This is a genomic window from Bradyrhizobium australiense (genome assembly GCF_013114825.1).
Taxonomy (GTDB): domain Bacteria; phylum Pseudomonadota; class Alphaproteobacteria; order Rhizobiales; family Xanthobacteraceae; genus Bradyrhizobium; species Bradyrhizobium australiense.
The window spans coordinates 690,938-714,102 of the sequence record NZ_JAAVLX010000002.1 but is presented as its reverse complement, the minus strand read 5'-3'; the positions used below and the strand labels follow the sequence as shown (position 1 = coordinate 714,102).

Below are 23,165 nucleotides of genomic sequence, written 5' to 3'. Positions count from 1 at the left end.
CACTGCAGGACGAAATGGATCGAAGGGCGGTTATTTCTTTTTCAGAACGCTTTGCGGGTTGAGGTTGCCGATACGGCCGCTCTCGGAACCGGCCGCCGGATCGATCACGGCATTGATCAGCGTCGGCTTGCCGGAATCCATCGCCTCGTTGACGGCGCGCTTCAACTCGTCGGGCGAGGTGGCGTTGACGCCGACGCCGCCGAAGGCTTCCATCATCTTGTCGTAGCGCGCGCCCTTCACGAACACGGTGGTCGCCGGATCGGAGTTGGTGTTGTTCACGTCGGTGCCGCGATAGATGCCGTCATTGTTGAAGATGACGACGCAGATCGGCAAATTGTAGCGGCAGATCGTCTCGACCTCCATGCCGGAGAAGCCGAAGGCGCTGTCGCCTTCTACCGCGAGGACGGGGTTGCCGGTCTCGAGCGCGGCCGCAATCGCCTGGCCCATACCGATGCCCATCACGCCCCAGGTGCCGACGTCGAGACGCTTGCGCGGCTTGTACATGTCGATGACGCCGCGGGCGAGGTCGAGCGTGTTGGCGCCTTCGTTGACGAGGATGGCGTCGGGACGCTCCTTGATGACGTTCTTCAGCACGCCGAGCGCGCCGTGATAATCCATCGGCGACTTGTTGTTCATCAGCTTCGGCGCCATCTTGGCGACGTTCTCCTCGCGCTTCGACTGCACCGCCTTGGTCCAGTCGGCGGGCGGGGCGCTCCAGCCAGAGCCCATGGCCTGAACGAATGCGGAGACGCAGGAGCCGATATCGCCGACCACGGGAGCGACGATCTCGACGTTGGAGTCCATTTCCCTTGGCTCGATGTCAACCTGGATGAATTTCTTGGGCGCTTCGCCCCAGGTCTTGCCCTTGCCGTGCGAGAGCAGCCAGTTAAGCCGCGCGCCGATCAACATCACGACATCGGATTCTTTAAGGACAGTGGAGCGGGCCGCACCGGCACACTGCGGATGCGTGTCAGGCAGGAGGCCCTTGGCCATGCTCATCGGCAGGAAGGGTACGCCGCTCTTCTCGACAAAGCGGCGGATTTCCTCGTCGGCTTGCGCGTAGGCCGCGCCTTTGCCCAGGATGATGAGGGGACGCTTCGCGCTTCTGAGCACATCGAGCGCGCGCTTGACCGAGGCAGGGGCGGGGATCTGCGCCGGCGCCGCGTCGATTACCTTCACCAGCGACCGCTGGCCAGCGTCGGCATTCATGACTTGCCCGAACAGCTTGGCGGGCAAATCGAGATAGACGCCGCCGGGACGGCCCGAGACGGCGGCGCGGATCGCGCGGGCAAGACCGATGCCGATGTCCTGGGCGTGCAGCACGCGATAGGCCGCCTTGCACAGCGGCTTTGCGATCGCGAGCTGATCCATCTCTTCATAATCGCCCTGCTGGAGGTCGACGATCTCGCGCTCGGACGAACCCGAAATCAGGATCATCGGGTAGCAATTGGTGGTGGCGTGGGCGAGCGCCGTGAGTCCGTTCAGGAAGCCGGGCGCCGACACGGTGAGGCAGACGCCAGGCTTCTTGGTCAGGAAGCCGGCGATGCCCGCGGCATAACCGGCGTTCTGTTCGTGGCGGAAGGAGATCACGCGAATACCGGCGGCCTGCGCCATGCGGCCCAAATCCGTGATCGGGATGCCCGGCACATTATAGATAGTGTTGATGCCGTTGAGCTTGAGCGCATCGATGACGAGATGAAAGCCATCCGTCAGCTCTTGCTCGGTGCCCGGTGCTTCGGACTTGGTCGCGGTATTCAGCATGGGCTTCATCTCCCTGATCGTTTTGGTTCGGACGAGTTTTCGTCGTCTTCTGTTGCGAAGTTCGTGTTACGTAAAAAGTTCCTGCCCGTGCGCTTCAACGTAGGCGGCAAGGCCCAGCGTGTGGTCGCGCGCGCGCTTCTCGGCAAGTTCCGTGTCGCGCGCCTCCAGCGCTTCGATGATGCCGAGATGTTCGGGTAGCGAGGTCGCAGTACGATCCTTCCGCCCGATGGTGAGTTGCCGGTAACCGCGCACATGAAGCAGGAGATCGTTGGTCAAATCGACCAGGACGGGCGATTCCGAAAGCGAGATCAGCGCCTGATGGAACGCAATGTTGGCCTTGGAGTATTCCTCGACATGATCCTGCGGCAGCCGGTCCTTGCCAAAATCCTTGAAGAAATCGCGCAGCGCGGTGATGTCCTTCTTGCGCGCGGTGGTCGTGATCAGGCGCGCGGCCATGCTCTCGAGCGCGGCCCAGGCGCGGATCATGTCGACGATCTCGGTCTTGGTGCGCCGGACCACTACGATGCCGCGGCGCGGCACGGTTTTGACGAAGCCATCCTGTTCCAGCATCGCGATGGCTTCGCGAATGGGGGTGCGGCTGACGCCGAGACGCTCGGACAACGCGCGCTCGTCGAGCATCACCTGCTCGGGCGTCGCATAAATGTCCATTTTGAGAATAGCTTCCTTCAAGGCCTCATAAGCCTTGTTCTTGAAGCTCGTCTCAGGCGCAATCCGGACGATTGCGATATCTGCATCTGCCATGACAGGCGGCGCCTTGGTTTGTTTAGGTGCGGGCACGACTCGTCTCCTCCCTGTTTTGGAGACGTCTTCTTAGCAGAAGAAACACCCGAATATTTTTGGCATACCAAATACCAGGATGTCAAGATGCCCGTGTTTTCGCTGTTTCTGCGCGATAGTTTGTCTTGACAATCCAATCTCTGGCATACCAAATGCCATAAATTAGCCCCAGGAGGAAGCCAATGTCAAATTCTGCAGATGCGGCCCGCAAGATCGCCGAGCCGAGCGCCCAAGAGGCTGTCCGCCGGGTGCTCGCTACGGTGAAGGCTGAGAAGCGCACCAGCCTCACCGCGCCGGAAGGCAAGCTGGTGTGCGATGCCTATGGCATTCCGGTTCCGAAAGAGGGCGTGGCCAAGTCTGCCGCTGATGCGTCCAAGATCGCATCCAGCATGGGCTTCCCGGTGGTGATGAAGATCGTCTCGCCGGACATTCTCCACAAGACCGAAGCCGGCGGCGTGGTGGTCGGGGTCAGGACCGCGGCCGATGCCGAGAAGGCCTATGAGACCATTCTCGCCAATGCGAAGAAGTATAAGGCCGACGCCAAGATTGAGGGCATCCAGGTCCAGCAGATGCTGGCCGGCGGCACCGAAGTCATTGTCGGCTCCATCACCGACGGCTCGTTCGGCAAGCTGGTGGCGTTCGGCCTCGGCGGCGTGCTGGTCGAGGTACTGAAAGACATTACCTTCCGCCTCGCGCCCGCCACCAAGGATGATGCCCTGTCGATGCTCGACGGCATCCAGGCCCATGACATGCTGAAGGGCGTTCGCGGCGGCGATCCGGTCAGCCGCGACGCGCTGGCGGACGTCATTGTCAAAGTGTCGCAACTCGTCAGCGACTTCCCCGAAATCGTCGAACTCGATCTCAATCCGGTGTTCGCCACCAAGAAGGACGCGATTGCCGCTGACGTGCGCATCGTCGTCGATTTCGACTACAAGCCGCGCCCGGCGCCGCGCCCGACCGAAGAAATCGTGGCGGCCATGAACCGCATCATGCAGCCGAAGGGCGTTGCGGTGATCGGCGCTTCCGCCGAGGACGGCAAGATCGGCAACTCCGTGATGAAGAACCTGATCAATGGCGGCTACAAGGGCGAGATCTGTCCGATCCACCCGAAGGCCGACGACATCCTGGGTTACAAGGCCTACAAGAGCGTCAAGGACGTGCCCGGCGTGATCGACACCGCGGTGTTCGCTATTCCTGCAAAATTCGTCGCAGGTGCGCTCGCCGAGTGCGGCGAGAAGAAAATTCCCGGCGCCGTTCTGATTCCGTCGGGCTTTGCCGAAGCCGGCGCGCCGGAATTGCAGGCCGAGATCGTCGAGGTCGGCAAGAAGTACAACATCCGCCTGATGGGGCCGAACATCTACGGCTTCTATTATACGCCGGCCAATCTCTGCGCCACGTTCTGCACAGCCTATGACGTCAAGGGCCACGCGGCGCTGTCGTCGCAGTCCGGCGGTATCGGCATGGCGATCATCGGTTTTTCGCGTTCGGCGAAGATGGGCGTTTCCGCGATCGTCGGTCTCGGCAACAAGTCCGATATCGACGAAGACGATCTGCTGGCGTTCTTCGAGCAGGATCCGAACACCAATCTGATCGCCCAGCACTGCGAAGACCTGAAGGACGGCCGTGCCTTTGCGGAGGCCGCCAAGCGCGTCTCCAAGAAAAAGCCGGTGATCGTGCTCAAGGCCGGCCGCACGTCGGCCGGCGCGAAGGCTGCCTCGTCGCATACCGGCGCGCTCGCCGGCAACGACAAGATCTACGAGGACGTGTTCAAGCAGTCTGGCGTGATCCGCGCCCGCAGCTTGCGGCAATTGCTCGAATTCGCCCGCGGAGTGCCGGTGCTGCCGACGCCGAAGGGCGAGAACGTGCTGATCATCACCGGCGCCGGTGGCTCGGGCGTGCTGCTGTCGGATTCGGTTGTGGATAACGGCCTGTCGCTGATGACGATGCCGCCGGACCTCGATGCCGCGTTCCGAAAATTCATCCCGCCGTTCGGCGCGGCCGGAAATCCTGTGGATATCACCGGCGGCGAGCCGCCGATCACCTATGTCAACACGGTCAAGCTCGGCCTGTCGGATGAGCGCATCCACGCGCTGATCCTCGGCTACTGGCACACGATCGTCACCCCGCCGATGGTGTTCGCCCGCAACATGGTCGAGGTGAAGAAGGAGATGGAGGCCAAGGGCTTCGTCAAGCCGATCGTCGCCTCGCTCGCCGGCGACGTCGAGGTCGAAGAGGCCGCCGAATATCTCTACCAGAACGGCATCCCGGCCTATGCCTATTCGACCGAACTGCCGGTCGAGGTGCTGGGCGCGAAATACAAGTGGGCGCGCGGCGCGGGCCTGCTGTAACGACGGGTGAGTCACCTCGCCCCGCTTGCGGGGAGAGGTCGGATCGCATCGTCACATGCGATCCGGGCGAGGGGGCCCTCCGCTTGCTCCCATCTTTCGAATTTGCGGAGGCTGCCCCTCACCCCAACCCTCTCCCCGCAAGAGCGGGGCGAGGGAGTCGGCTAGCGCTTTTGTCTGACTGATGAATGCAGGTCGCGATGAAGAGAGACGTGGTCCGGCGCAAGGCGATCGAGCCGAAACCCAACGCAGACCAGGAAGAGACTGCCCGCGACGGCGGCGTCCAGTCAGTCGATCGCGCTCTCTCCATCATTGAAACACTGGCTGAAGATGACGAAGGCTATCGTTTGAGCGATCTCGCGATCCGCACCGGGCTGTCGACCTCGACCGTGCATCGCCTGCTAGGGACGCTGGAAAACCGCCGCTTCGTGCAGTTCGACCGCACGGAATCGAAATGGCATGTCGGCGCGCGCGCCTTCACGGTGGGGGCAACCTTCGCCCGCCGCCGCAATTTTTCGGCGCAGGCGGTGCCTTACTTGCGCAAGCTGCGCGACCTGACGCGCGAGACCGCCAATCTCGCCGTCGTCGACGATGAATTCATCATCGTGCTGACCCGCATGGAAAGCCGCGAGATCATGCGTTCGCTGACCAAGGTCGGCGGCCGCGTCGCCATGGTCGCCTCCGGCGTCGGCAAGGCGGTGCTGGCGACCTATTCCAACGAGGACGTCAGCGCGATCATCCATCATCACGGGATGCCGCGGTTGACGGAAAAATCGATCGTACGCCCGGGCGACTTGTTCAAGGAACTCGAAAAAATCCGCCGCCGGGGTTTTGCGATCGACGACGAGGAGGCCTGCATGGGCCTGCGCTGCATTGCCGCCGTGGTCTACAACGACTGCGCCGAGCCCTTGGCGGCGATTTCCGTCTCCGGTATGACCAGCCGCCTGACCGACGAGCGGTTGCCGATGCTGGGGCAGACTGTGCGCGAGGTGGCGGCGGAGCTGACGGTAGCGCTCGGTGGCGTGATGCCCGCGGCGAAATCGGCCTGAGTCTCTCCACGTCGCTGAGAGCCAACGGGTCGCGCGAAGGCGCGCCCGATGACAGGCTCCGCGAAGCAATCCATGATTAACGGCATGGCACGGCTCCGCTTTTGGTACAAGGCGGCCGGTTGGCGGGCTGCTCCGATCCGCTAGACTGCCCTCCAACGGACACGCGCACGCGGTTGTGTCCTTTCTCGCAAGAAGACTCAGGGGGAAGCATGGGCCGGAAAATCGCGATCGTCGGAGCTGGCGCCGTCGGCGGGTACGCCGGCGCCCACATGGCGCAGGCGGGGGAGGACGTCACCTTCATCGATCCCTGGCCCGAGCATGTCGAGCACATGCGAAAGCACGGCCTGCGCGTCACCCACGCCATGGACGTCGCGGAATTCTCGGTTCCCGTACGCGCGCTCCACGTAACGGATGCGCAGCAGCTCGCCAAGGAAAAACCGGTCGACATCGCCTTCGTCTGCATGAAGTCCTACGACACGGCCTGGGCGACCATGCTGATCCAGCAATATCTGGCGCCGGACGGCTATGTCGTGTCGCTGCAGAACTGCATGAACGAGGAGACGATCGCCGGCATCGTCGGCTGGGGTAAGACGCTGGGCTGCATCGCCAGCAGCATTACAGTCAATCTGCCAGAGCCCGGCCACATCCACCGCGACGCCGGCAAGGGCGGCGCGGCGCACACGGTGTTCCGCGCCGGCGAAGTGCACGGCCGTATCACGCCGCGGGCGGAGGAAGTTTGTCGCCTGGTCGGCTATTCCGACAGCGCCAAGGTGACGGAGAATCTCTGGGGCGAGCGCTGGTCGAAACTGGTCGCCAACGTCATGGGCAACGGGCTCTCCGCCTGCACCGGCCTGCCGGGCGGAGCAATTTTGCAAAGCGAGCCGCTGCGCCGGTTCTCCACCCGGCTCGGCAGCGAAGCGATCCGGGTCGGGCAGGCACACGGCTACCAACTGGAAGAGATTTTGCACCTGCCGCCCGACGCGATCGCGCGGGCCGGCGAGGGCGATGAGGCCGCGATGCGGGTCTGTGACGAGCAGCGCTTCAAGGACTCCAAGCGTACCTCGTCGCAGCAGCGCCCTTCGATGGGCCAGGACATGCAGAAGGGCCGTCGCACCGAGATCGAATTCCTCAACGGCTTTGTGGTGCGGGAGGGCGAGAAGCTCGGCCTTTCCTGCACCGCAAATGCCGCGCTGACCGACATCGTCAAGCGCGTCGAGCGCGGTGAGCTGAGCCCCGATCCGCGACACATCACGGAACTTCGGATGAATTGAAGGCGGCTCGGTGCCCGGCAATCGTTGTCAGAAGCGAACGTGGTGAATTGCCGCGATGACGAAAACATAGAGGCCGAAGGTCGCGATCGTAGCAATGGTCAGGGCTATTCCGCTTCTGATCGACAATCGTTCGAGCTCGACAGTTTGGCTGCTCGTGAGATAGCGCTGCAGGGCAAACAGCAAAAGGGGAATCCCGATCAGGAATGATTGCAAATATACCCCCAGGCCGAGACCGAGCAGTACCCCGATCCAGCCCGTGACCAGTGCGGACTGCCGGCTCACCGAGCCGATAAGAGTATTGAGAATCAGTCCGCGTCGAGGGGATAGAGTGGCAGCAGGTTGGCTGCATTGACGACGGCGAACATTTCCGCCGCTTCCTTTAGCTGGATTTCGCCGGTTGCCTGATAGATGGCAAAGAGATAGTCGGCGAGGGAGTCGTCGAGCAATCCTTTCCTGAGATAGGCAAGTGCGCGGCTATCGAGAAGGCTGGGATCGCGAGGTCGTATCAGTGATGCCTCATTGCAACCGGCGAGGGCGCTGTCGAATGCGCCGGCGATTGCACGGATGAAACAGCGGTTGTTTAGTGCGCGGGCATTTCTGGGCTCGAGTTCCAACGCTTGTCCAAGGTCTTGGATGGCGCGGTCATAATCACGTTTTGCCTGGAAGGAGGTGGCCTGACGTAAGAATGCAGTGGCGTTCCCAGGATCCGGATCAAGTTCAATCGCCCGGTCGTAGTCTGCCGTGGCGCGATCACGCTGGCCTTTCAGATCGTAGGCGAAGCCTCGTGCATTGAAGTCGGACGGGCAGAGCGGATCCAATTTGATCGACTGGTCGAAATCCTCGATTGCCCGGTCGTATTCGCGTTTGTCGAGGTAGACAATACCGCGAAGCAGGTAGCCACGGGCATTGGCGGGAAAGAGCTTGAAGGCTTCGTCGTAATTTTCGATGGCATGGCCGAATTCGCTCATACCCGCGTAGAGCCCCCATCGTTCGAGAAAGGCGACAGAGGAGCCGGGATCGAGGCTTATTGCATGATCGAGGTCCTCAACGGCTTCCCTGAACTGATGGTGGCCTCGCGGGCGACGCCTCGCTCGGAATAGAAACGCGGGTTTGCTGGATCGGCTTTGATGGCCTCATCAATCTGTTCGACGGCGCGGTCGTAATCGGCCGTGAACTTGAAGCGGGTTGCGGCCAGGATGAAGGTGTAGCCTTTCTTGGTTTCGGGCGATGGCTTTCGGATTTCCCCGAACGCTGCGCGCGGCGGAACGCGGCAGGCCGAAAGGATTTTGCCTGACAGCGGCTCCTCCGCCCGGGCGCGCTCCCCCGTTCCACCCAGGATGGTCAAACATGCCGACAGCGCGGCGAGTTGCCCGAGTGGAGGCATTTGGTGGGAATGCCAGCGATGCGAGCGCCATAACCTTGTGTCCGCGTATGAACGGACCCCTCCACCACTTCCAAACCAAAACATTCGCAATTTCTTCAGCCGACCCTGATGCAACGATAGGATGTATTGTTGCCAAACAAAACAGTTAGCTTGTCTATCCAGCGATATCTCTTAGGTTTGCGGCGTTCCATGCCGCGATGACGGCAACCAACTGATTTATTTCGGCTTTCATCACTCCCTTCCATTCCGCGGGAAATAAAATCGCCCGCGTTGAGATTGCATCTCGCCGCCGCGAAGATCGCCGCCAGAGCCAACACTGTTTGAGCGAGGCGCAACATGGCGAAGATGCGGGCGATCGATGCGGCTGTGCGGATCCTGGAAAAGGAAGGAGTCACCATCGCCTTCGGCGTGCCGGGCGCGGCGATCAATCCCCTCTACTCCGCGCTGAAGAAGCATGGCTCGATCGGGCACATCCTGGCGCGCCATGTCGAGGGCGCCTCCCACATGGCCGAAGGCTATACCCGCGCCAAGGCCGGCAATATCGGCGTCTGCATCGGCACCTCGGGGCCGGCCGGCACCGACATGATCACCGGGCTTTATTCGGCGATTGCGGACTCGATCCCGATCCTGTGCATCACAGGCCAAGCGCCGCGCGCGCGGCTCTACAAGGAAGACTTTCAGGCGATCGATATCGAATCCATCGCCAAGCCTGTGACGAAATGGGCGGTCACCGTGCGCGAGCCGGCGCTGGTGCCGCGCGTGTTCAGCCAGGCGTTCCACATCATGCGTTCGGGCCGTCCGGGACCTGTGCTGATCGACCTGCCGCTCGACGTGCAGCTTGCCGAGATCGAATTCGACGATGAGACCTATGAGCCGCTGCCGGTCTACAAGCCGGCGGCGACGCGCAAGCAGATCGAGAAGGCGCTCGACATGCTCAACGCGGCGGAACGGCCGCTCATCGTGGCGGGCGGCGGCGTCATCAATGCCGATGCCTCCGAGCTTTTGGTGGCATTCGCCGAGACCGTCAACGTTCCCGTGGTGCCGACGCTGATGGGGTGGGGCGCCATCCCCGACGATCACGTGCTGATGGCCGGCATGGTCGGCTTGCAGACCAGCCACCGCTACGGCAACGCAACCATGCTGCAATCCGACTTCGTGCTCGGCATCGGCAACCGCTGGGCCAACCGGCATACCGGTTCGATCGAGACCTACACCAAGGGTCGCAAGTTTGTGCACGTCGATATCGAGCCGACGCAGATCGGGCGCGTGTTCAACCCGGATTTCGGCATCGTCTCCGACGCCAGGGCGGCGCTGGAATTGTTCGTCGCCGTTGCCAGGGAGTGGCGGAAAGCCGGCAAGCTGAGAGAGCGGCAGGCGTGGCCGGCGGCCTGCCAGGACCGCAAGCGCACGATGCTGCGCAAGAGCCATTTCGACGACATCCCGATCAAGCCGCAGCGGGTCTATGAAGAGATGAGCAAGGCATTCGGACGCGACACTTGTTATGTCAGCGTGATAGGGCTGTCGCAGATCGCCGGCGCGCAGTTTTTGGGCGTCTACCGTCCGCGCAACTGGATCAATGCGGGGCAGGCCGGTCCGCTCGGCTGGACACTTCCCGCCGCGCTCGGCGTTCGCGCCGCCGATCCGTCGCGCCAGATTGTCGCGTTGTCCGGCGATTATGACTTCCAGTTCCTGATCGAGGAGCTCGCGGTCGGCGCGCAGTTCAAGTTGCCCTACATCCACGTCGTCGTGAACAATTCCTATCTCGGGTTGATCCGTCAGGCGCAGCGCGGCTTCGACATGGACTACCATGTCCAGCTTTCCTTCGAGAACATCAACGCGCCCGAGCTCGGCGTCTATGGCGTCGACCACATCGCGGTCGTCGAGGGCCTCGGTTGCAAGGCGATCCGCGTCACCGATCCAAACCATGCGCAGGCCGCGTTCGCGACCGCGCGCGAGTGGATGGCGGAATTCGAGGTGCCTGTCGTGGTCGAGTTCATTCTCGAGCGGGTTACCAACATTTCGATGGGCACCGAGATCGACAACATCATCGAGTTCGAGGAGGTGCTCGATCTGCCGCTGGACGACACGCCGGTCAAATCGAGCGTTTCGCAATCCGGCAAGCTGCTGCCGGCTTAAGGGGAGAATCTGACCGTGCCGAAATTTGCCGCTAATCTCACGATGCTGTTCGGCGAACAGCCGTTCCTCGATCGCTTCGCCGCCGCCAAGGCCGCAGGATTTAACGGGGTGGAATATCTATTCCCGTATGATTTCGACAAGGCCGAGCTGCGCGAGCAATTGCACCAGCACGGCTTGACCCAGGTGCTGCACAATCTCCCAGCGGGAAACTGGGGAGCCGGCGAGCGTGGCATCGCCATCCTGCCAGACAGGGTGCAGGAGTTTCGCGATGGCGTCGGACGCGCCATCGACTACGCCAAGGCGCTCGAATGTCGCCAGCTCAACTGCCTCGTCGGCATCGCGCCTGACGGTGCCGATGCGACCGATCTCAACGAGACATTGATAGGTAATCTTCGCTTCGCGGCGGATGCGCTCGCCAAGGAGCAGATCAAGCTTCTGATCGAGCCGATCAATACGATCGATATTCCCGGCTTCTTTCTGAACAAGACCGCACAGGCGCTTCAGCTAATTGCCGACGTACGCTCGAGCAATTTGTTCGTGCAGTACGACATCTACCACATGCAGGTGATGGAGGGTGACATTGCACGGACCCTGCAGAAGCATCTGCCGCGCATCGCTCATGTGCAGCTTGCCGATAACCCCGGCCGCAATGAACCCGGCACCGGCGAAATCAACTATCCCTTCCTGTTCCGCCATCTCGACGCTATTGGTTATCGCGGCTGGATCGGCTGCGAATACAAGCCGAGGACGACGACAGTCGAGGGCCTCGGTTGGCACGCCGCGCTCACGGCGGACACCTGAACAAGAAGCAAAATAAGGGGAGTTGAAATGATCGATATCGGCTTTATCGGCCTCGGCACCATGGGGCGCCCGATGGCGGGCCATCTGCAGACGGCCGGGCATCGCCTGTTCCTGCACGATGTCTCGCCGATTGCACCGGAGCTGGTTGCTGCGGGCGGCGTGGTCTGCAAATCGGGCAAGGAGGTCGCCGAGCAGTCGGACGTCGTGATCATCATGGTGCCTGATACGCCGCATGTGGAGGCGGTCTTGTTCGGTCCGGGCGGCGTCGCCGAGGGGCTCTCGAAGGGCCAGATCGTCGTCGACATGAGTTCGATCTCGCCGCTCGCCACCAAGGAGTTTGCGAAGAAGGTCGAGGCGCTCGGCGCCGATTATCTCGATGCACCGGTTTCCGGCGGCGAAGTCGGCGCCAAGGCGGCGAGCCTGACCATCATGGTCGGCGGACCGGAGCGCGCGTTCAACGCGATGAAGCCGGTGTTCGACAAGATGGGCAAGAACGTCACCCTCGTTGGCGCCAATGGCGACGGGCAGACCACCAAGGTCGCCAACCAGATCATCGTGGCGCTGACGATCGAGGCAGTCGGCGAGGCGCTGTTGTTTGCATCGAAGGCCGGTGCGGATCCAGCGCTGGTGCGCAAGGCGCTGATGGGCGGCTTTGCGTCGTCGCGGATTCTCGAAGTGCATGGCGAGCGCATGGTGAAGCGCAACTTCGAACCGGGCTTTCGCATCGAGCTGCACCAGAAGGATCTCAATCTGGCGCTCGAGGGCGCGCGTGCGCTCGGCCTTTCCTTGCCGAGCACGGCGCTGGCTCAGCAATTGTTCAGCTCCTGCATCGCCCATGGCGGCAAGGCATGGGACCACTCCGGAATGGCGCGCGCACTCGAAATGATGGCAAGCCACGAAATCGCGAAAGCCTGATCTCTTGTGACTCCCTGTGACTGGAACCGCGCCGATATATTGGCGCGGCCCTTTTTGCTGCCGCATTGGAACCGGAACTTTCTCACGCCTTCCGTGGTTGAGACACATCATCAATTTACTGGAGGATGTGATGAATAATCGTTTGGCAATTTCACTGATTGCTGCTTCGTTGCTCACCTCTGGCGCGGCATTTGCTCAATCAACGACGGCGCAAGGTGCAGCGGAAGGCGCCGCGAGGGGCGGTGAAGCCGCTGGCCCGGTCGGCGCGATCGTCGGCGGCACCGTGGGTGCCGCGGTCGGCGCGGCCGTGGAAATTCCGAACGCCGTGATCAATTCGGTCCCGCGCGACCGTTCTGTTGTGGTTCGTGAACGGGTGGCAGTAGGCGAGCCGCTGCCGCCGACCGTCGAACTGCGCACGGTGCCGCGGCACACCGAATACCGCTATGCGGTCGTCAATGATCGCCGCGTGATTGTCGAACCGCGCACGCGCCGGATTGTAAGGATCCTCGACTAACGAACGCAGCTTTTGCCAAGACATCCTCGCGGGACATCGTCCCGCGAGGATTTCGTGTCAGAATGCACTATGGCGCGATCGCCTGATCTTCCAGTCGAGAACAGCAGCAGCCGCAAGTCCGAGGGATGCCGCGAGCGCGTCGACCGCAAAGTCCTCCAGGCGCGCGTGCCGGTCCGGCGCCCAGAACTGCAGGATTTCGATTAAGCCGGTGAAGGCGACGATGAAGGCCGCCGTATGCAACCGGTTGCGCGAGTGAGCCAGTCCGAAAGCCAGTCCCAGCAGTGCAAAAGCGAGCGCATGCTCGCCGTTTTGACCGAGGTTCAAGTGTGGCCGTTGTTCGGCCGGCCCGAGCGTCGCGAAGGCGATGGCGACGGCAAGGCCCCACGCGATAAGTCGAAGGATGATCGTCATCGGGACGGCATAGCACAAATTACGTGCCGAAAGTCCATGCACCCGGAGTGCCAATGCCTGTGGTTAATTTGCCGAGCGCGCCATTCCGGGGTGCCCGAAGGGCGAACTAAGGGGTGCCCTTGCGTCCCTGAGAATCTCGGGATTCTCTGGTACGCAATTGCGCACCATAGTTCGATGCTTCGCATCGTCCCGGAATGACGGTTGCCGGTTTCAGAGCGGGTCCCGTACGCCTATACCGTGCATGAAGCGCTCCCGGATTTGCACGGGATCGCGGCGGGTGGTGCCGACGCCCGGCTTGTCGTCGATGCGCACCCCGATCAGCGCCGGGCCTGCGGCCGACATGGACTGCTCGATCAGGCGCTCGAAATCGTCTTCGTCCGCCGCCCAGCTGCTGTTGGTGAGGCCGCTCGCGACCGCGATGGCAACGAGGTCGGCTGCGGCTGCAGCCGGCGTCGGCTGCGCGCCGGTGATCTGGTAGATGCCGTTGTCCATCACCACCATGGTGAGGTTTTTCGGCTTGAGCGTTGCGATCGTCGAAAGCGATCCCAGTTGCATCAACAGCGAGCCGTCGCCTTCGAGCGCGAACACGCGGCGTTCCGGTTGCGCCAGCGCGACGCCGAGCGCTATCGGGAAGGCAAGCCCCATGCTGCCGAGCATATAGAAATTCTGCGGCCGGTGGCCGGCGGCCCACAGGTCGAAATTGGTGTTGCCGATGCCGCCGATCACGGCTTCCTCGTTCTTCAATTTCGCCATCAGCCGCGAGGTGAGATCGAAGCGGTTCATGACCTTGGTGTTGCGGGCCGGGTTTTCGCTGTTCATGGGATCGCTCACTTGTCGAAGACCTTGCCGCCGGTCAACAGCGGCGAGAGGATCAGCGCCACCGGCGCCTGCGTGGTGATGGCCTGCTTGATCGAGCGGTCGACGATGAATTCCAGTTCATCCAGTCGGGTGATGGTGTGATGCTCCATGGCGAGCGAATCCAGCACCGGGCGCATGGTGCGGCATACCAGCGACTGGCCGTAGTTGAATTCGCCGAGCGTGCCGCGTTCGGACACAAACATGATCAGCGGGATCTGGTAGGGAACGGCCAGCGACGCCAGCACGTTCGCCAAAGTGGCAAATCCGGAAGTCTGCATCAGCACCGCACCGCGCACGCCGCCCATCCAGGCGCCGGAGACGATGCCGACCGCTTCCTCCTCGCGCGCGGTGGGGAAGGTTGTGAAGAAGGGATCGGCGTTCAGGTTCCTGATCAGCGTCGTCAGGACGCGGTCGGGCACGTAGGGGACGAGGCGGATGTCGTTGCGCTTGAGGGTTTGCAGCAGGATGCCGTGCCAGCTCTTCTCAGAGGTTTCGGGCGAGGTTTTTTCCTCCGCAACCGCCATTTTGGTCTCCTTTACCCGCGACATCTTCGTTCGCGCTCATCCCTGGAGCGGCGAAACTTGACGCCATCGGCGGGATTGTCAACATGTCCCGATCGTATCCGGCTCTGCGCCTCGCGGCGCTACACTCGGTATGCGACGATGTGAGATAACAAGAAAAGCATCGATCGGGAGGGGCGATGGCCAGATATATCCGGACTGCTGCGGTAACGGCTGCGCTAGCCGTCACTGCGGGCGCGGCCGCCACATGGCCCGTATTTTCGCCGAGGCTCGCACCCTGATCGAGGTCGCGAGCGGCCATCCCACTATCCCGCCAAGCTCTACGGTTTCCCGAACTGAAAGTTGCCAAGGAAAATGACCGTCAACAACAAGCGCGTGTTCTATGTCAAATATCTCGCCCACGAAATCTATGTCGATATCCTAAAAAGCCGCGCCGACGTGCGGCTCGACCGGCTGGAAAACGACAGCCCGGATACGATCGCAGCGCCGATCTTGTCGGCGGCACATGCCTACCAGGTCGGCGCGGCGCGCGACGAGATCGCCAGGCACTTTCACGTCGACCGGGACCTGCTGCGGCGGGCGCCGCACCTCCTGATCGTCTCCTCGAATGGCGCGGGCTTCGATCCTGTCGACGTCGATGCCTGCACGGCGGCCGGCGTGCTCGTCGTCAACCAGTCCGGCGGAAACGCCAATTCGGTCGCCGAACATGCGCTGGGCATGATGCTGACGCTGTCCAAACGCATCCTCGAAGCCGACCGCGCGCTGCGCCGCCAAGCCAACGTCAATCGGAACGCGCTGATCGGCAATGAGGTGCAGGGCAAGACGGTGGGCATCGTCGGAATCGGCAATGTCGGCCGACGCATCGCCGAGCTCTGCAAGGGCCTGCTGCATATGAAAGTGATCGCTTACGACCCCTTTCTGCCCGCGGAAGAGATCGCCGCCCGCGGCGGCGAAAAGGTCGAGCTTCACGATCTGATGCGCCGCTCGGATTTCGTTTCGATTTCCTGTCCGCTGACCAAAGACAATCGCCGCATGATCGGCGCGCGCGAGTTCGCGCTGATGCAGCCGCACGCATTTTTCATCACCACGGCGCGCGGCTTCATTCACGATGAGGAAGCGCTGTACGAGGCGTTGCGCGACAGACGCATTGCGGGCGCCGGCCTCGACGTCTGGGACAAGGAGCCGCCGCCGCCGGAGCATCCGCTGCTGCAGTTCGATAATGTGCTGGCGAGCCCGCACACGGCGGGCGTAACCAAGGAAGCGCGCATCAACATGGGCCGGATCGCCGCCGAGCAGATTCTCGATGCGCTCGATGGCAAGCGGCCGCCGCGCATCGTCAATCCCGAGGTGTGGCCCGACTACGCCAAGCGCTTCGAGCGGACATTCGGATTTGCCCCGAAATAGGCCATCACCTCCGCGAGGGACGATCCACGATGGCCAAACCGGAACATCGATTTTACGATTCCCAGGGGCTGCGGTTGCACTATGTCGACTGGGGCAACGAAACCGCGCCGCCTTTGATTCTGATTCATGGCGGGCTCGACCACTGCCGTAGTTGGGACGCGATCGCGCAGGCACTGCAGCCCCACTTCCATGTCATGGCGCCGGACCTGCGCGGGCACGGCAATTCCGAATGGGCGAAGGGAAGCAGCTACAGTCTGACCGACAACGTCTATGATCTCACCCGGCTGATGCGCTTTGCGGCGCTACAGGAGGCGGCGATTGTCGGCCACTCGATGGGTGGCATGGTCGCGTTGGCCTATGCCGGCACTTATCCCGAAAGGGTATCGCGTCTGATCGTGCTGGATGGTGCGTTCCTGTCGGGCTCGCAGCCTGCGCCGATCGCCGAGCAGATGTTGCGCTGGATCGATCAGCTCGACCGCATCTCGGAGCATCAAGAGAGCACGTTCCGGACGATTGAGGAAGCGGCGAAGCGGCTGTCCGCGCGCAACAAGCGGCTGACGCCGGCGCTGGCGCTTCATCTTGCCAGCCATGGCGTTCGGAAAGGTGCCGACGACCTCTATCGCTGGAAGTTCGACCATTATCAGCGGGCGAGGGCGCCATACCGGCTGTTGCCGGAGGACTACATCGACTTGTGGTCGCGCATCGCCTGTCCAACGCTGTTGATGTGGGGCGACGAAAGCTTTCTCCCCGATCCCGAAGCTGCCGGCCTGCTCGCGCATTTCAGGCAAGCCGAACTGCAGAAGATCACGGGCGCTGGCCACTGGCTGCACCATGACCGGCTCGATGTGGTTCTGGCGTCGCTGCGACGGTTTCTCGATGCGCCGCAGCCGGCTCAAGCACGGATGGGATGAAAAATGTCCGACAAGATTCGCTATGTCCGCCAGCTAAGCCCGGAGTCCGCAGGTGAAGCGCCGGGCCGCGGGCGCCTTCAGGGCCGCCAGATTCTGGTCGTCGGCGGCGGCCAGCGGACGTTCGACGCCGCCACCGATCCGGTTGGCAACGGCCGGGCGATGTCGCTGCTGTTTGCGCGGGAAGGTGCCCACGTCGCGGTTGCGGATATGAACCGCGCCAGTGCCGACGATACTGTGTCGCGCATTGCGGCCGAGGGCGGCCGCGCATTTTCGATCGAAGCCAACATCGCGCATGAAGCCGATGTCATCAGGATGATCGATGAGGCGATCGAGGGGCTCGGCGGCTTTGACGGCATGGTGCTCAATGTCGGCATCGGGCTCGGGTCGCTTGATCTGGACGGGGTCGATCTCAGGGAGTGGAACGAGACATTTGCGGTCAATCTGACCGGTCCGATGCTTTGCTGCCGCAAGGCGCTCAAGCATATCGCCGACGGATCTTCGATTTTGTTCATCTCGTCGATCGCGGCACTTCGTTCCGGCTCGGGACTGGCTGCCTATGATGCGTCGAAAGCGGCGCTCGGCGGCCTGATGCGCAATGTGGCGAGGGAAGGTGCGAGGCGCGGCATACGTGCCAACACCATTTGTCCCGGGCTGGTTGACACGCCGCTCGGCCGCCACGCCAGCGCCGGTCGGCCGTCGCGAAGCGCTGAGGGCGTGCCATTCGGGCGGATGGCGACCGGCTGGGAAGTGGCCTATGCCGCGCTGTTCTTCATTTCCGAGGAGAGCGTCTACATTAATGCCCAGACGCTGGCGGTCGACAGCGGCATCACCGGGCTATGAGGTCAGAATCCGGGAGAAAATTTCATTCGTGGGCGGCCTGATCGCGGCAATAATTTCACTGCCGGCCGGCTTCCAGACGAAGTGGGCGTTGCTATTTTCCCTGACATCTCGACTAGTTAGCGGCTTGGGACCATTTTCCCTGTGCGCCTAGCCCCCGGCGCATATGGAAGATCAAGAGATGCGACAGGTTCGTTCATTGCTGAGCAGCGCGTCCTCCCGGATCGGCCGCCGGCTTTCCCAGATCGTGGCCATCGCGGCCGCCAGCCTGCCGGCTGCCGGCGCTTGAGGCGCGCCCTTCTACTCCGCCGCCACGCTTAATTCCGCCAGAGCCTGATCGAGCGTATCGACCAGCAGGTCGGCATGCTCTTTTCCGAAGACCAGTGGCGGCCGGATCTTGAGCACGTTACCGTGCGGGCCGGCCGAACTGATCAGCACGCGCCGTTCGCGCAGCAAGTTTACGATGCGCGCGGCTTCAGTGGTGGCGGGCGTTCCCATAGCGCCGCCATGCCGCAGTTCGACGCCGACGAACAGGCCGGCGCCGCGTATCTCGGCAATCAACTCATGCCGTGCCTGCAACTCGCTGAGCAGCTCGACCAGATATGCGCCGGTGCGTTGCGCGTTCTCCATCAATCCTTCTGAAGCGATCACGTCGAGCACCGCAATGCCGGCCGCGGCGGAAACCGGGTTGCCGCCGAAGGTGTTGAAGTAGCGCGACCTTCGGCCGAACTCCGCCAGAAGTTCCGGACGCGCGGCCATGCCGGCGACCGGATGGCCGTTTCCCATCGGCTTGCCCATGGTGACGAGATCGGGGACGAGGCCGTGGCGCGCAAAACCCCACATGTGGCTGCCGCAGCGACCGAAGCCGGGCTGCACCTCGTCGGCGATGAACAGCGCGCCGGCCGCACGTGCGGCCTCAACCGCCGGGCGCAGGAAACCGGGCGGGTCGGCGAACACGCCATCGCTGGAGAAAATGGTATCGACCAGAAGTGCTGCCGGCCGAATTCCGCTGTACCTCATGTCGTCCAGCGCGTCGCTGACGTGCTGCGCAAACACTTCGCCGGTACCGTCTCCCGAACCCGGCGCCGGTATCAGTCGCGCGTGACTTCCTTCCTGCAGTGGATGACCAAGCGAGGGAGATAACTCCGTGAGCGCGCTGGTCACGCCATGATAGGCGTTTGCCGTGACGATGAATCCGGTGCCGCCGGTGCAGGTTCGCGCCACCCGCAAGGCGAGGTCGTTGGCCTCGCTGCCGGTGCAGGTGAACATGACGTGGCCGATCTCGGACGGAAACGTCGCCAGCAGCCGTTCCGCGAAGTCGAGAACGGTCTCGTGCAGATAGCGCGTATGCGTGTTGAGGGCCGCTGCCTGCCGCGCAATCGCCTGCACGACGTGCGGATGGCAGTGCCCGACGGACGCCACGTTGTTGTAAGCGTCGAGATAGCGATCACCGGCTGCATCGTAGAGCCAGACGCCTTCGCCGCGGACGAATTGTACCGGCTGTTCGTAGAACAGCCGGTAGGCCGGACCGAGCAGGCGATTGCGACGCGCGATCAGGTTTCGTGTCGACGCGGCCTCGTCGGCGGCGGTCATGTCCTTACTCTCCATGGCAGGCGCGCTGGATCTGAAGTCTCGCCTGGTCTCGCGACAGCGCCGCCATCCGGCGCAGCCGCGCCCAGGCCGCGGCATTGTTGCGTAGTATGTATTCCCGGTTAGCAGGATAGCGGGCGGCCCGCCAACTGCTGATCACGACCGTCATGGCCATGCGCGTGGCGATCAGGTCAAACAGCACATCCAGTTCAGCCGGTTGGAGCGGCAGTACGGCGTGGTAAGCCGCGATCATATCGCAGGCCGTCGCAAGCGGATCGTCGGTATCGGCAACCTGATACGCGGCCGTAATCGCGAGGTCATTGATCCGGGCGGTATGGGTGAGATCGCCAAAATCGATAATCCCGGCAACACCCGTGTGGGTTTCGTGGTCTACGACCACATTGTGCGGATTGAGATCGTTATGGACGGGCTGGCTGGGCAAGTGTCGAAGCATCGGAAGGGCGCTGGTTTCGAAACCGCCGAGAACGTGCTCGACCAGGCCGCGCCGCTCGCTCGGGACAGCGTCGATCAACTGATACAGTTCGGCGGCGTGCTGCAGGTCCCACAGCAGTTTATGATTGGCGCCGCAATGGCTGAAATCGGAAAGGCCCCGCGCCAGCCGTGCCGCGCAGCGGCCGAGGCTGCGCCGCAGCTCGGCGGATGTTTCGACCGCGTGCATCGGAGTTCCCGCCAGAAAGGACAGCAGGCGAACGACCCTGATCGAACCGTCGTCGAACGCAATATCAAGTTCAGTCATGCCGTTTCGCGCCGGAAAGATGCGCGGGACCGGCAGATCGGGGTCTACAGCCGCCAGATGGAGCAGGGCCTCCGTCTGCAGATTGGTCACGGCGCGGTCTTCTGCGGGGTTGGCGATCTTCAGGACATGTTCCTGGCCGCTCAGTGAGCGCAGCCGAAAATTTTGGTCCCGCTCGCTGTCGAGCCGGTGCACGGCAGCGATCAGGCCGTAGTGCTCGGCCGCCAATCTTTGGGCGAGCGCTTCCAAAACGGCGGACGCGGCGCGGAGGCCGTCGATCGGATGCGCGGTGGCATTCGCAGGGGCGGAGCCCGGCGCGACAAGATCGGTTTGCGTCATCGCGCTCAATAGCCCCGTTCGCGGTCGATGGAGTGCGGCGGCCGGCGGCCGGCCCGTATCGCTTCCGCGGTCGCACGAAACGTCGCGCCGATCGCTTCCACGCGCACCTCGCAGGCATCGTGCGGCGTGACGACGATGCGCGGGTGCCGCCAGAACGGATGGCGCGGCGCCAGGGGCTCGGTTGCGAAGACATCGAGTGCGGCGCCGGCCAGTTGCCCGTCCTCCAGCGCCGCGAGCAGGTCGGCGTCGACCAGATGCTCGCCGCGGCCGACCTGGATCAGGTAGCCGCCGCGATACATTCGGGCGAACGTTTTGCGGTTGAGGATGCCCCTGGTCTCCGGCGTCAGCGGCAACAGGTTCACGAGGACTTCGGTCTGGCCGAGCATGGCCTCGAGGCCTGCGGCGCCGTCGAAACCGCGGACGCCCTGCGGCGCCGGCTTCGCGGTACGGCTCCACGCCATGACAGCGAAACCAAGCAGAGCGAGATCGGCGGCGACCCGGCGTCCGATCTCGCCAAAGCCCAAAATGCCAACCGGCACGTCTTGCGCCCGGCGCAGGCCGAGACGTTGCCACTGCGCCTCACGTTGCTGCGCCTGATAAGTCGCAAAGCGCCGCTGATGTCCGATCACGTGCCAGGCAACGAAGCCCGACATCATCTGGGCCTGCGCCGGGTCAACGACGCGGATCACCTCAATATCGGGGCGCAGGCTGGGGCACGCCAGAATATTGTCGACGCCGGCGCCGATCGAGCAGACGGCCTGCAGATTCGGGTAGTGATCGAATGCGTCATCCGGCGGGTGCCAGGCCACCGCCAGCCGCACGTCCGTTGCCGGGCCTTCGTGGGGGTGGCTGACGATTTCGATGCGGTCGGCGGCGCGCATGAATTGCGGGCCGAGATAGCCGCGAAGATCGAGGCTCTTGCTGACGAGAACACAACGCATGGTTCAAGCAGCCCTGCTCATGCAGCTTTGGATGACGACGTTTGTCCGGGCACGGCGGAGAGCAACTCGCGGGTGTAAGCGTGCTCGGGGGCCGCGAACAGGAGCGATGCGGATTTTAGCTCGACGATCGTGCCGTGCTGCATCACGGCGATGCGGTCGCAGATCTGCGCGGCCACGCGCAGGTCGTGGGTGATGAACAGCATCGACAGGCCAAGGCGGGCCTTCAAGTCTTCGAGCAGGTCCAGAACCTGCGCCTGAACGGACACGTCGAGCGCGGAGACGGCTTCGTCAGCGACGAGGATTTCCGGATCGAGCGCCAGAGCGCGGGCGATTCCGATGCGCTGTCGCTGTCCGCCGGAGAATTCGTGCGGGAAACGCTCCATCGCGCCGGCATTCAGCCCGACGAGGCTGAGCAACTCGCCGGCGCGCTTGCGTGCCGCCGCCGGATCGACGCCGTGCGCAATCGGCCCATCGGTGATGATGTGGCCGACTTTCCGGCGCGGATTGAGCGAGGCGAACGGGTCCTGAAACACCATCTGGATGCGGCGGCGCTGTTCGCGCAACGCCTTTCCGCCGATCTTGGTGAGGTCGACGTCGCCGATGCGGACAGTGCCGGCATCTGGTTCGATCAGGCGCATAACGAGCCTCGCGACGGACGATTTTCCGGAACCGGATTCGCCGACCAGACCGAGCGTCTCGCCACGAAAAATGTCGAAGCTGACTTCCTTTGCTGCTTGCACGCGCCGCTCGCTGCGGAACCATCCGCCGCCGCTAACATAGGTCTTGCCGAGGCCGATCACTTCCACCGCCTTGCTGCGGTCGAGCAGGGACACCCGCTGCGGGGGCTGCAGGGTTGGAACGGCGGCCAGCAATGCGCGGGTATAGGGATGTTGCGCGCGGAGCAGCACGTCGTCGGCGGTGCCTTGTTCGACGACCTTGCCGTGCTGAAGCACGACCACGCGATCGGCAATCTCGGCGACGACGCCAAAGTCATGGGTGATGAACATGACGGCCATATTGCGGCGGCGCTGCAGGTCGCGGATCAGCTTGAGGATCTGCGCTTGCGTCGTGACGTCGAGCGCCGTCGTCGGCTCATCTGCCACCAGCACGGCCGGCTCGAGCGCCAGCGCCATCGCGATCATGGCGCGCTGGCGCTGGCCGCCGGATAGCTGATGGGGATAGGCGCGCACCGCGCGCTCGGGATCGGGCAGGCCGACTTCGCGGATCAAAGCGAGGGCTTTTTGCCGGCGCTCCTTCGGCGTCAATAGGCCATGCGCCTCGAACATCTCGGCGATCTGGTCGCCGATCCGCATCAGCGGATTTAGCGCGGTCATCGGCTCCTGGAACACCATGGCAATGTCGCGGCCGCGCAGCGCCAGCCATTCCGTCGGGCTGAGCGCCAGCACGTTCTTTCCTTCGAACCGAATCTCTCCGGATTCCGGCGTCACCGTTTCCGGTAGCAGGCCCATCAGCGCATGGGCGCACATCGACTTGCCGGAGCCGGATTCGCCGACCACGCACAGGATTTTGCCGGCTGATAGTTCGAACGAGACATCATCCACTGCGTAAGCGCGGTCGCCGCCGGGCGGCAGCGCCAGTTTCAGGTTCTTGATGGCGACGGTCAT

The 23,165-nt window shown here is 63.1% G+C and carries 23 protein-coding genes; 10 read left to right on the top strand and 13 right to left on the bottom strand.

Annotated elements, in window-relative coordinates:
* Positions 1-30 precede the first annotated feature (30 nt).
* Positions 31-1,761 carry an oxalyl-CoA decarboxylase gene (oxc, locus tag HCN58_RS07000; RefSeq protein WP_171578590.1) on the bottom strand — a complete coding sequence of 577 codons (1,731 nt, stop codon included), beginning with the start codon at positions 1,759-1,761 and terminating at the stop codon, positions 31-33.
* A gap of 66 nt (positions 1,762-1,827) precedes the next feature.
* Complete coding sequence (locus HCN58_RS06995) at positions 1,828-2,523, bottom strand: GntR family transcriptional regulator (RefSeq protein WP_171578669.1); 696 nt, start codon at positions 2,521-2,523, stop codon at positions 1,828-1,830.
* Between the two features lie 218 nt (positions 2,524-2,741).
* Between HCN58_RS06995 and HCN58_RS06990 the strand changes: the two genes are divergently transcribed.
* The 3 genes from HCN58_RS06990 to HCN58_RS06980 all read left to right on the top strand — a co-directional run bounded on the left by HCN58_RS06990 (position 2,742) and on the right by HCN58_RS06980 (position 7,224).
* Positions 2,742-4,907 carry an acetate--CoA ligase family protein gene (locus tag HCN58_RS06990; protein WP_171578589.1) on the top strand — a complete coding sequence of 722 codons (2,166 nt, stop codon included), beginning with the start codon at positions 2,742-2,744 and terminating at the stop codon, positions 4,905-4,907.
* 197 nt (positions 4,908-5,104) lie between these two features.
* The gene (locus tag HCN58_RS06985; RefSeq protein ID WP_171578588.1) at positions 5,105-5,953 is read left to right on the top strand and encodes an IclR family transcriptional regulator; all 849 of its coding nucleotides are present in this window, start codon (positions 5,105-5,107) and stop codon (positions 5,951-5,953) included.
* 209 nt (positions 5,954-6,162) lie between these two features.
* Entirely contained in the window at positions 6,163-7,224 is a 1,062-nt protein-coding gene (locus HCN58_RS06980) for a ketopantoate reductase family protein (protein ID WP_171578587.1), read from the top strand.
* Positions 7,225-7,251: 27 nt separating this feature from the next.
* Here the strand turns inward: HCN58_RS06980 and HCN58_RS06975 are convergent, their stop codons facing one another.
* The 4 genes from HCN58_RS06975 to HCN58_RS06960 form a co-directional block, all read right to left on the bottom strand.
* The gene (locus HCN58_RS06975) at positions 7,252-7,506 is read right to left on the bottom strand and encodes a hypothetical protein (protein ID WP_171578586.1); all 255 of its coding nucleotides are present in this window, start codon (positions 7,504-7,506) and stop codon (positions 7,252-7,254) included.
* A 23-nt stretch (positions 7,507-7,529) separates the two neighbouring features.
* Positions 7,530-8,192, bottom strand: coding sequence for a tetratricopeptide repeat protein (locus HCN58_RS06970; protein WP_171578585.1), 663 nt, complete (start codon positions 8,190-8,192; stop codon positions 7,530-7,532).
* A 56-nt stretch (positions 8,193-8,248) separates the two neighbouring features.
* The gene (locus HCN58_RS06965; RefSeq protein ID WP_171578584.1) at positions 8,249-8,608 is read right to left on the bottom strand and encodes a tetratricopeptide repeat protein; all 360 of its coding nucleotides are present in this window, start codon (positions 8,606-8,608) and stop codon (positions 8,249-8,251) included.
* Between the two features lie 95 nt (positions 8,609-8,703).
* On the bottom strand, positions 8,704-8,946 hold the full coding sequence (locus tag HCN58_RS06960; RefSeq protein WP_171578583.1) for a hypothetical protein: 243 nt from the start codon (positions 8,944-8,946) through the stop codon (positions 8,704-8,706).
* Between HCN58_RS06960 and gcl the strand changes: the two genes are divergently transcribed.
* The 4 genes from gcl to HCN58_RS06940 all read left to right on the top strand — a co-directional run bounded on the left by gcl (position 8,945) and on the right by HCN58_RS06940 (position 12,974).
* On the top strand, positions 8,945-10,744 hold the full coding sequence (gene gcl, locus HCN58_RS06955) for a glyoxylate carboligase (protein ID WP_171578582.1): 1,800 nt from the start codon (positions 8,945-8,947) through the stop codon (positions 10,742-10,744). The genes HCN58_RS06960 and gcl overlap by 2 nt on opposite strands.
* Before the next feature lie 15 nt (positions 10,745-10,759).
* On the top strand, positions 10,760-11,545 hold the full coding sequence (gene hyi / locus HCN58_RS06950; protein WP_171578581.1) for a hydroxypyruvate isomerase: 786 nt from the start codon (positions 10,760-10,762) through the stop codon (positions 11,543-11,545).
* A gap of 27 nt (positions 11,546-11,572) precedes the next feature.
* On the top strand, positions 11,573-12,460 hold the full coding sequence (locus HCN58_RS06945; protein ID WP_171578580.1) for a 2-hydroxy-3-oxopropionate reductase: 888 nt from the start codon (positions 11,573-11,575) through the stop codon (positions 12,458-12,460).
* Between the two features lie 130 nt (positions 12,461-12,590).
* Positions 12,591-12,974 carry a DUF1236 domain-containing protein gene (locus HCN58_RS06940; RefSeq protein WP_171578668.1) on the top strand — a complete coding sequence of 128 codons (384 nt, stop codon included), beginning with the start codon at positions 12,591-12,593 and terminating at the stop codon, positions 12,972-12,974.
* A gap of 57 nt (positions 12,975-13,031) precedes the next feature.
* Here HCN58_RS06940 and HCN58_RS06935 read toward each other — a convergent pair whose 3' ends face one another.
* The 3 genes from HCN58_RS06935 to HCN58_RS06925 all read right to left on the bottom strand — a co-directional run bounded on the left by HCN58_RS06935 (position 13,032) and on the right by HCN58_RS06925 (position 14,767).
* On the bottom strand, positions 13,032-13,385 hold the full coding sequence (locus HCN58_RS06935) for a VanZ family protein (RefSeq protein WP_171578579.1): 354 nt from the start codon (positions 13,383-13,385) through the stop codon (positions 13,032-13,034).
* 210 nt (positions 13,386-13,595) lie between these two features.
* Positions 13,596-14,204, bottom strand: coding sequence for a thiamine pyrophosphate-dependent enzyme (locus tag HCN58_RS06930; protein WP_171578578.1), 609 nt, complete (start codon positions 14,202-14,204; stop codon positions 13,596-13,598).
* 8 nt (positions 14,205-14,212) lie between these two features.
* Positions 14,213-14,767, bottom strand: coding sequence for a thiamine pyrophosphate-binding protein (locus HCN58_RS06925; RefSeq protein ID WP_171578577.1), 555 nt, complete (start codon positions 14,765-14,767; stop codon positions 14,213-14,215).
* A gap of 351 nt (positions 14,768-15,118) precedes the next feature.
* Here HCN58_RS06925 and HCN58_RS06920 point away from each other — a divergent pair, with 351 nt between their 5' ends.
* Genes HCN58_RS06920 through HCN58_RS06910 form a run of 3 tightly spaced genes read left to right on the top strand, consistent with a single transcriptional unit; the run spans position 15,119 to position 17,919 of the window.
* Positions 15,119-16,168 (top strand): hydroxyacid dehydrogenase, encoded by a 1,050-nt coding sequence (locus HCN58_RS06920; protein WP_171578576.1) that lies wholly within the window; start codon positions 15,119-15,121, stop codon positions 16,166-16,168.
* Between the two features lie 29 nt (positions 16,169-16,197).
* Positions 16,198-17,079, top strand: coding sequence for an alpha/beta fold hydrolase (locus HCN58_RS06915; RefSeq protein ID WP_171578575.1), 882 nt, complete (start codon positions 16,198-16,200; stop codon positions 17,077-17,079).
* A gap of 3 nt (positions 17,080-17,082) precedes the next feature.
* Positions 17,083-17,919, top strand: coding sequence for an SDR family NAD(P)-dependent oxidoreductase (locus tag HCN58_RS06910; protein WP_171578574.1), 837 nt, complete (start codon positions 17,083-17,085; stop codon positions 17,917-17,919).
* A gap of 297 nt (positions 17,920-18,216) precedes the next feature.
* Here HCN58_RS06910 and HCN58_RS06905 read toward each other — a convergent pair whose 3' ends face one another.
* From HCN58_RS06905 to HCN58_RS06890, 4 genes are all read right to left on the bottom strand, one after another.
* A complete protein-coding gene (locus tag HCN58_RS06905) occupies positions 18,217-19,509 on the bottom strand; it encodes an aspartate aminotransferase family protein (protein ID WP_171578573.1) in 1,293 nt (430 codons plus the stop codon).
* 4 nt (positions 19,510-19,513) lie between these two features.
* On the bottom strand, positions 19,514-20,599 hold the full coding sequence (locus HCN58_RS06900) for a phosphotransferase (RefSeq protein WP_210265883.1): 1,086 nt from the start codon (positions 20,597-20,599) through the stop codon (positions 19,514-19,516).
* Between the two features lie 5 nt (positions 20,600-20,604).
* Positions 20,605-21,480, bottom strand: a complete 876-nt coding sequence (locus tag HCN58_RS06895; protein ID WP_235983422.1) for a 2-hydroxyacid dehydrogenase — start codon at positions 21,478-21,480, stop codon at positions 20,605-20,607.
* Positions 21,481-21,557: 77 nt separating this feature from the next.
* A complete protein-coding gene (locus tag HCN58_RS06890; protein WP_171578571.1) occupies positions 21,558-23,165 on the bottom strand; it encodes an ABC transporter ATP-binding protein in 1,608 nt (535 codons plus the stop codon).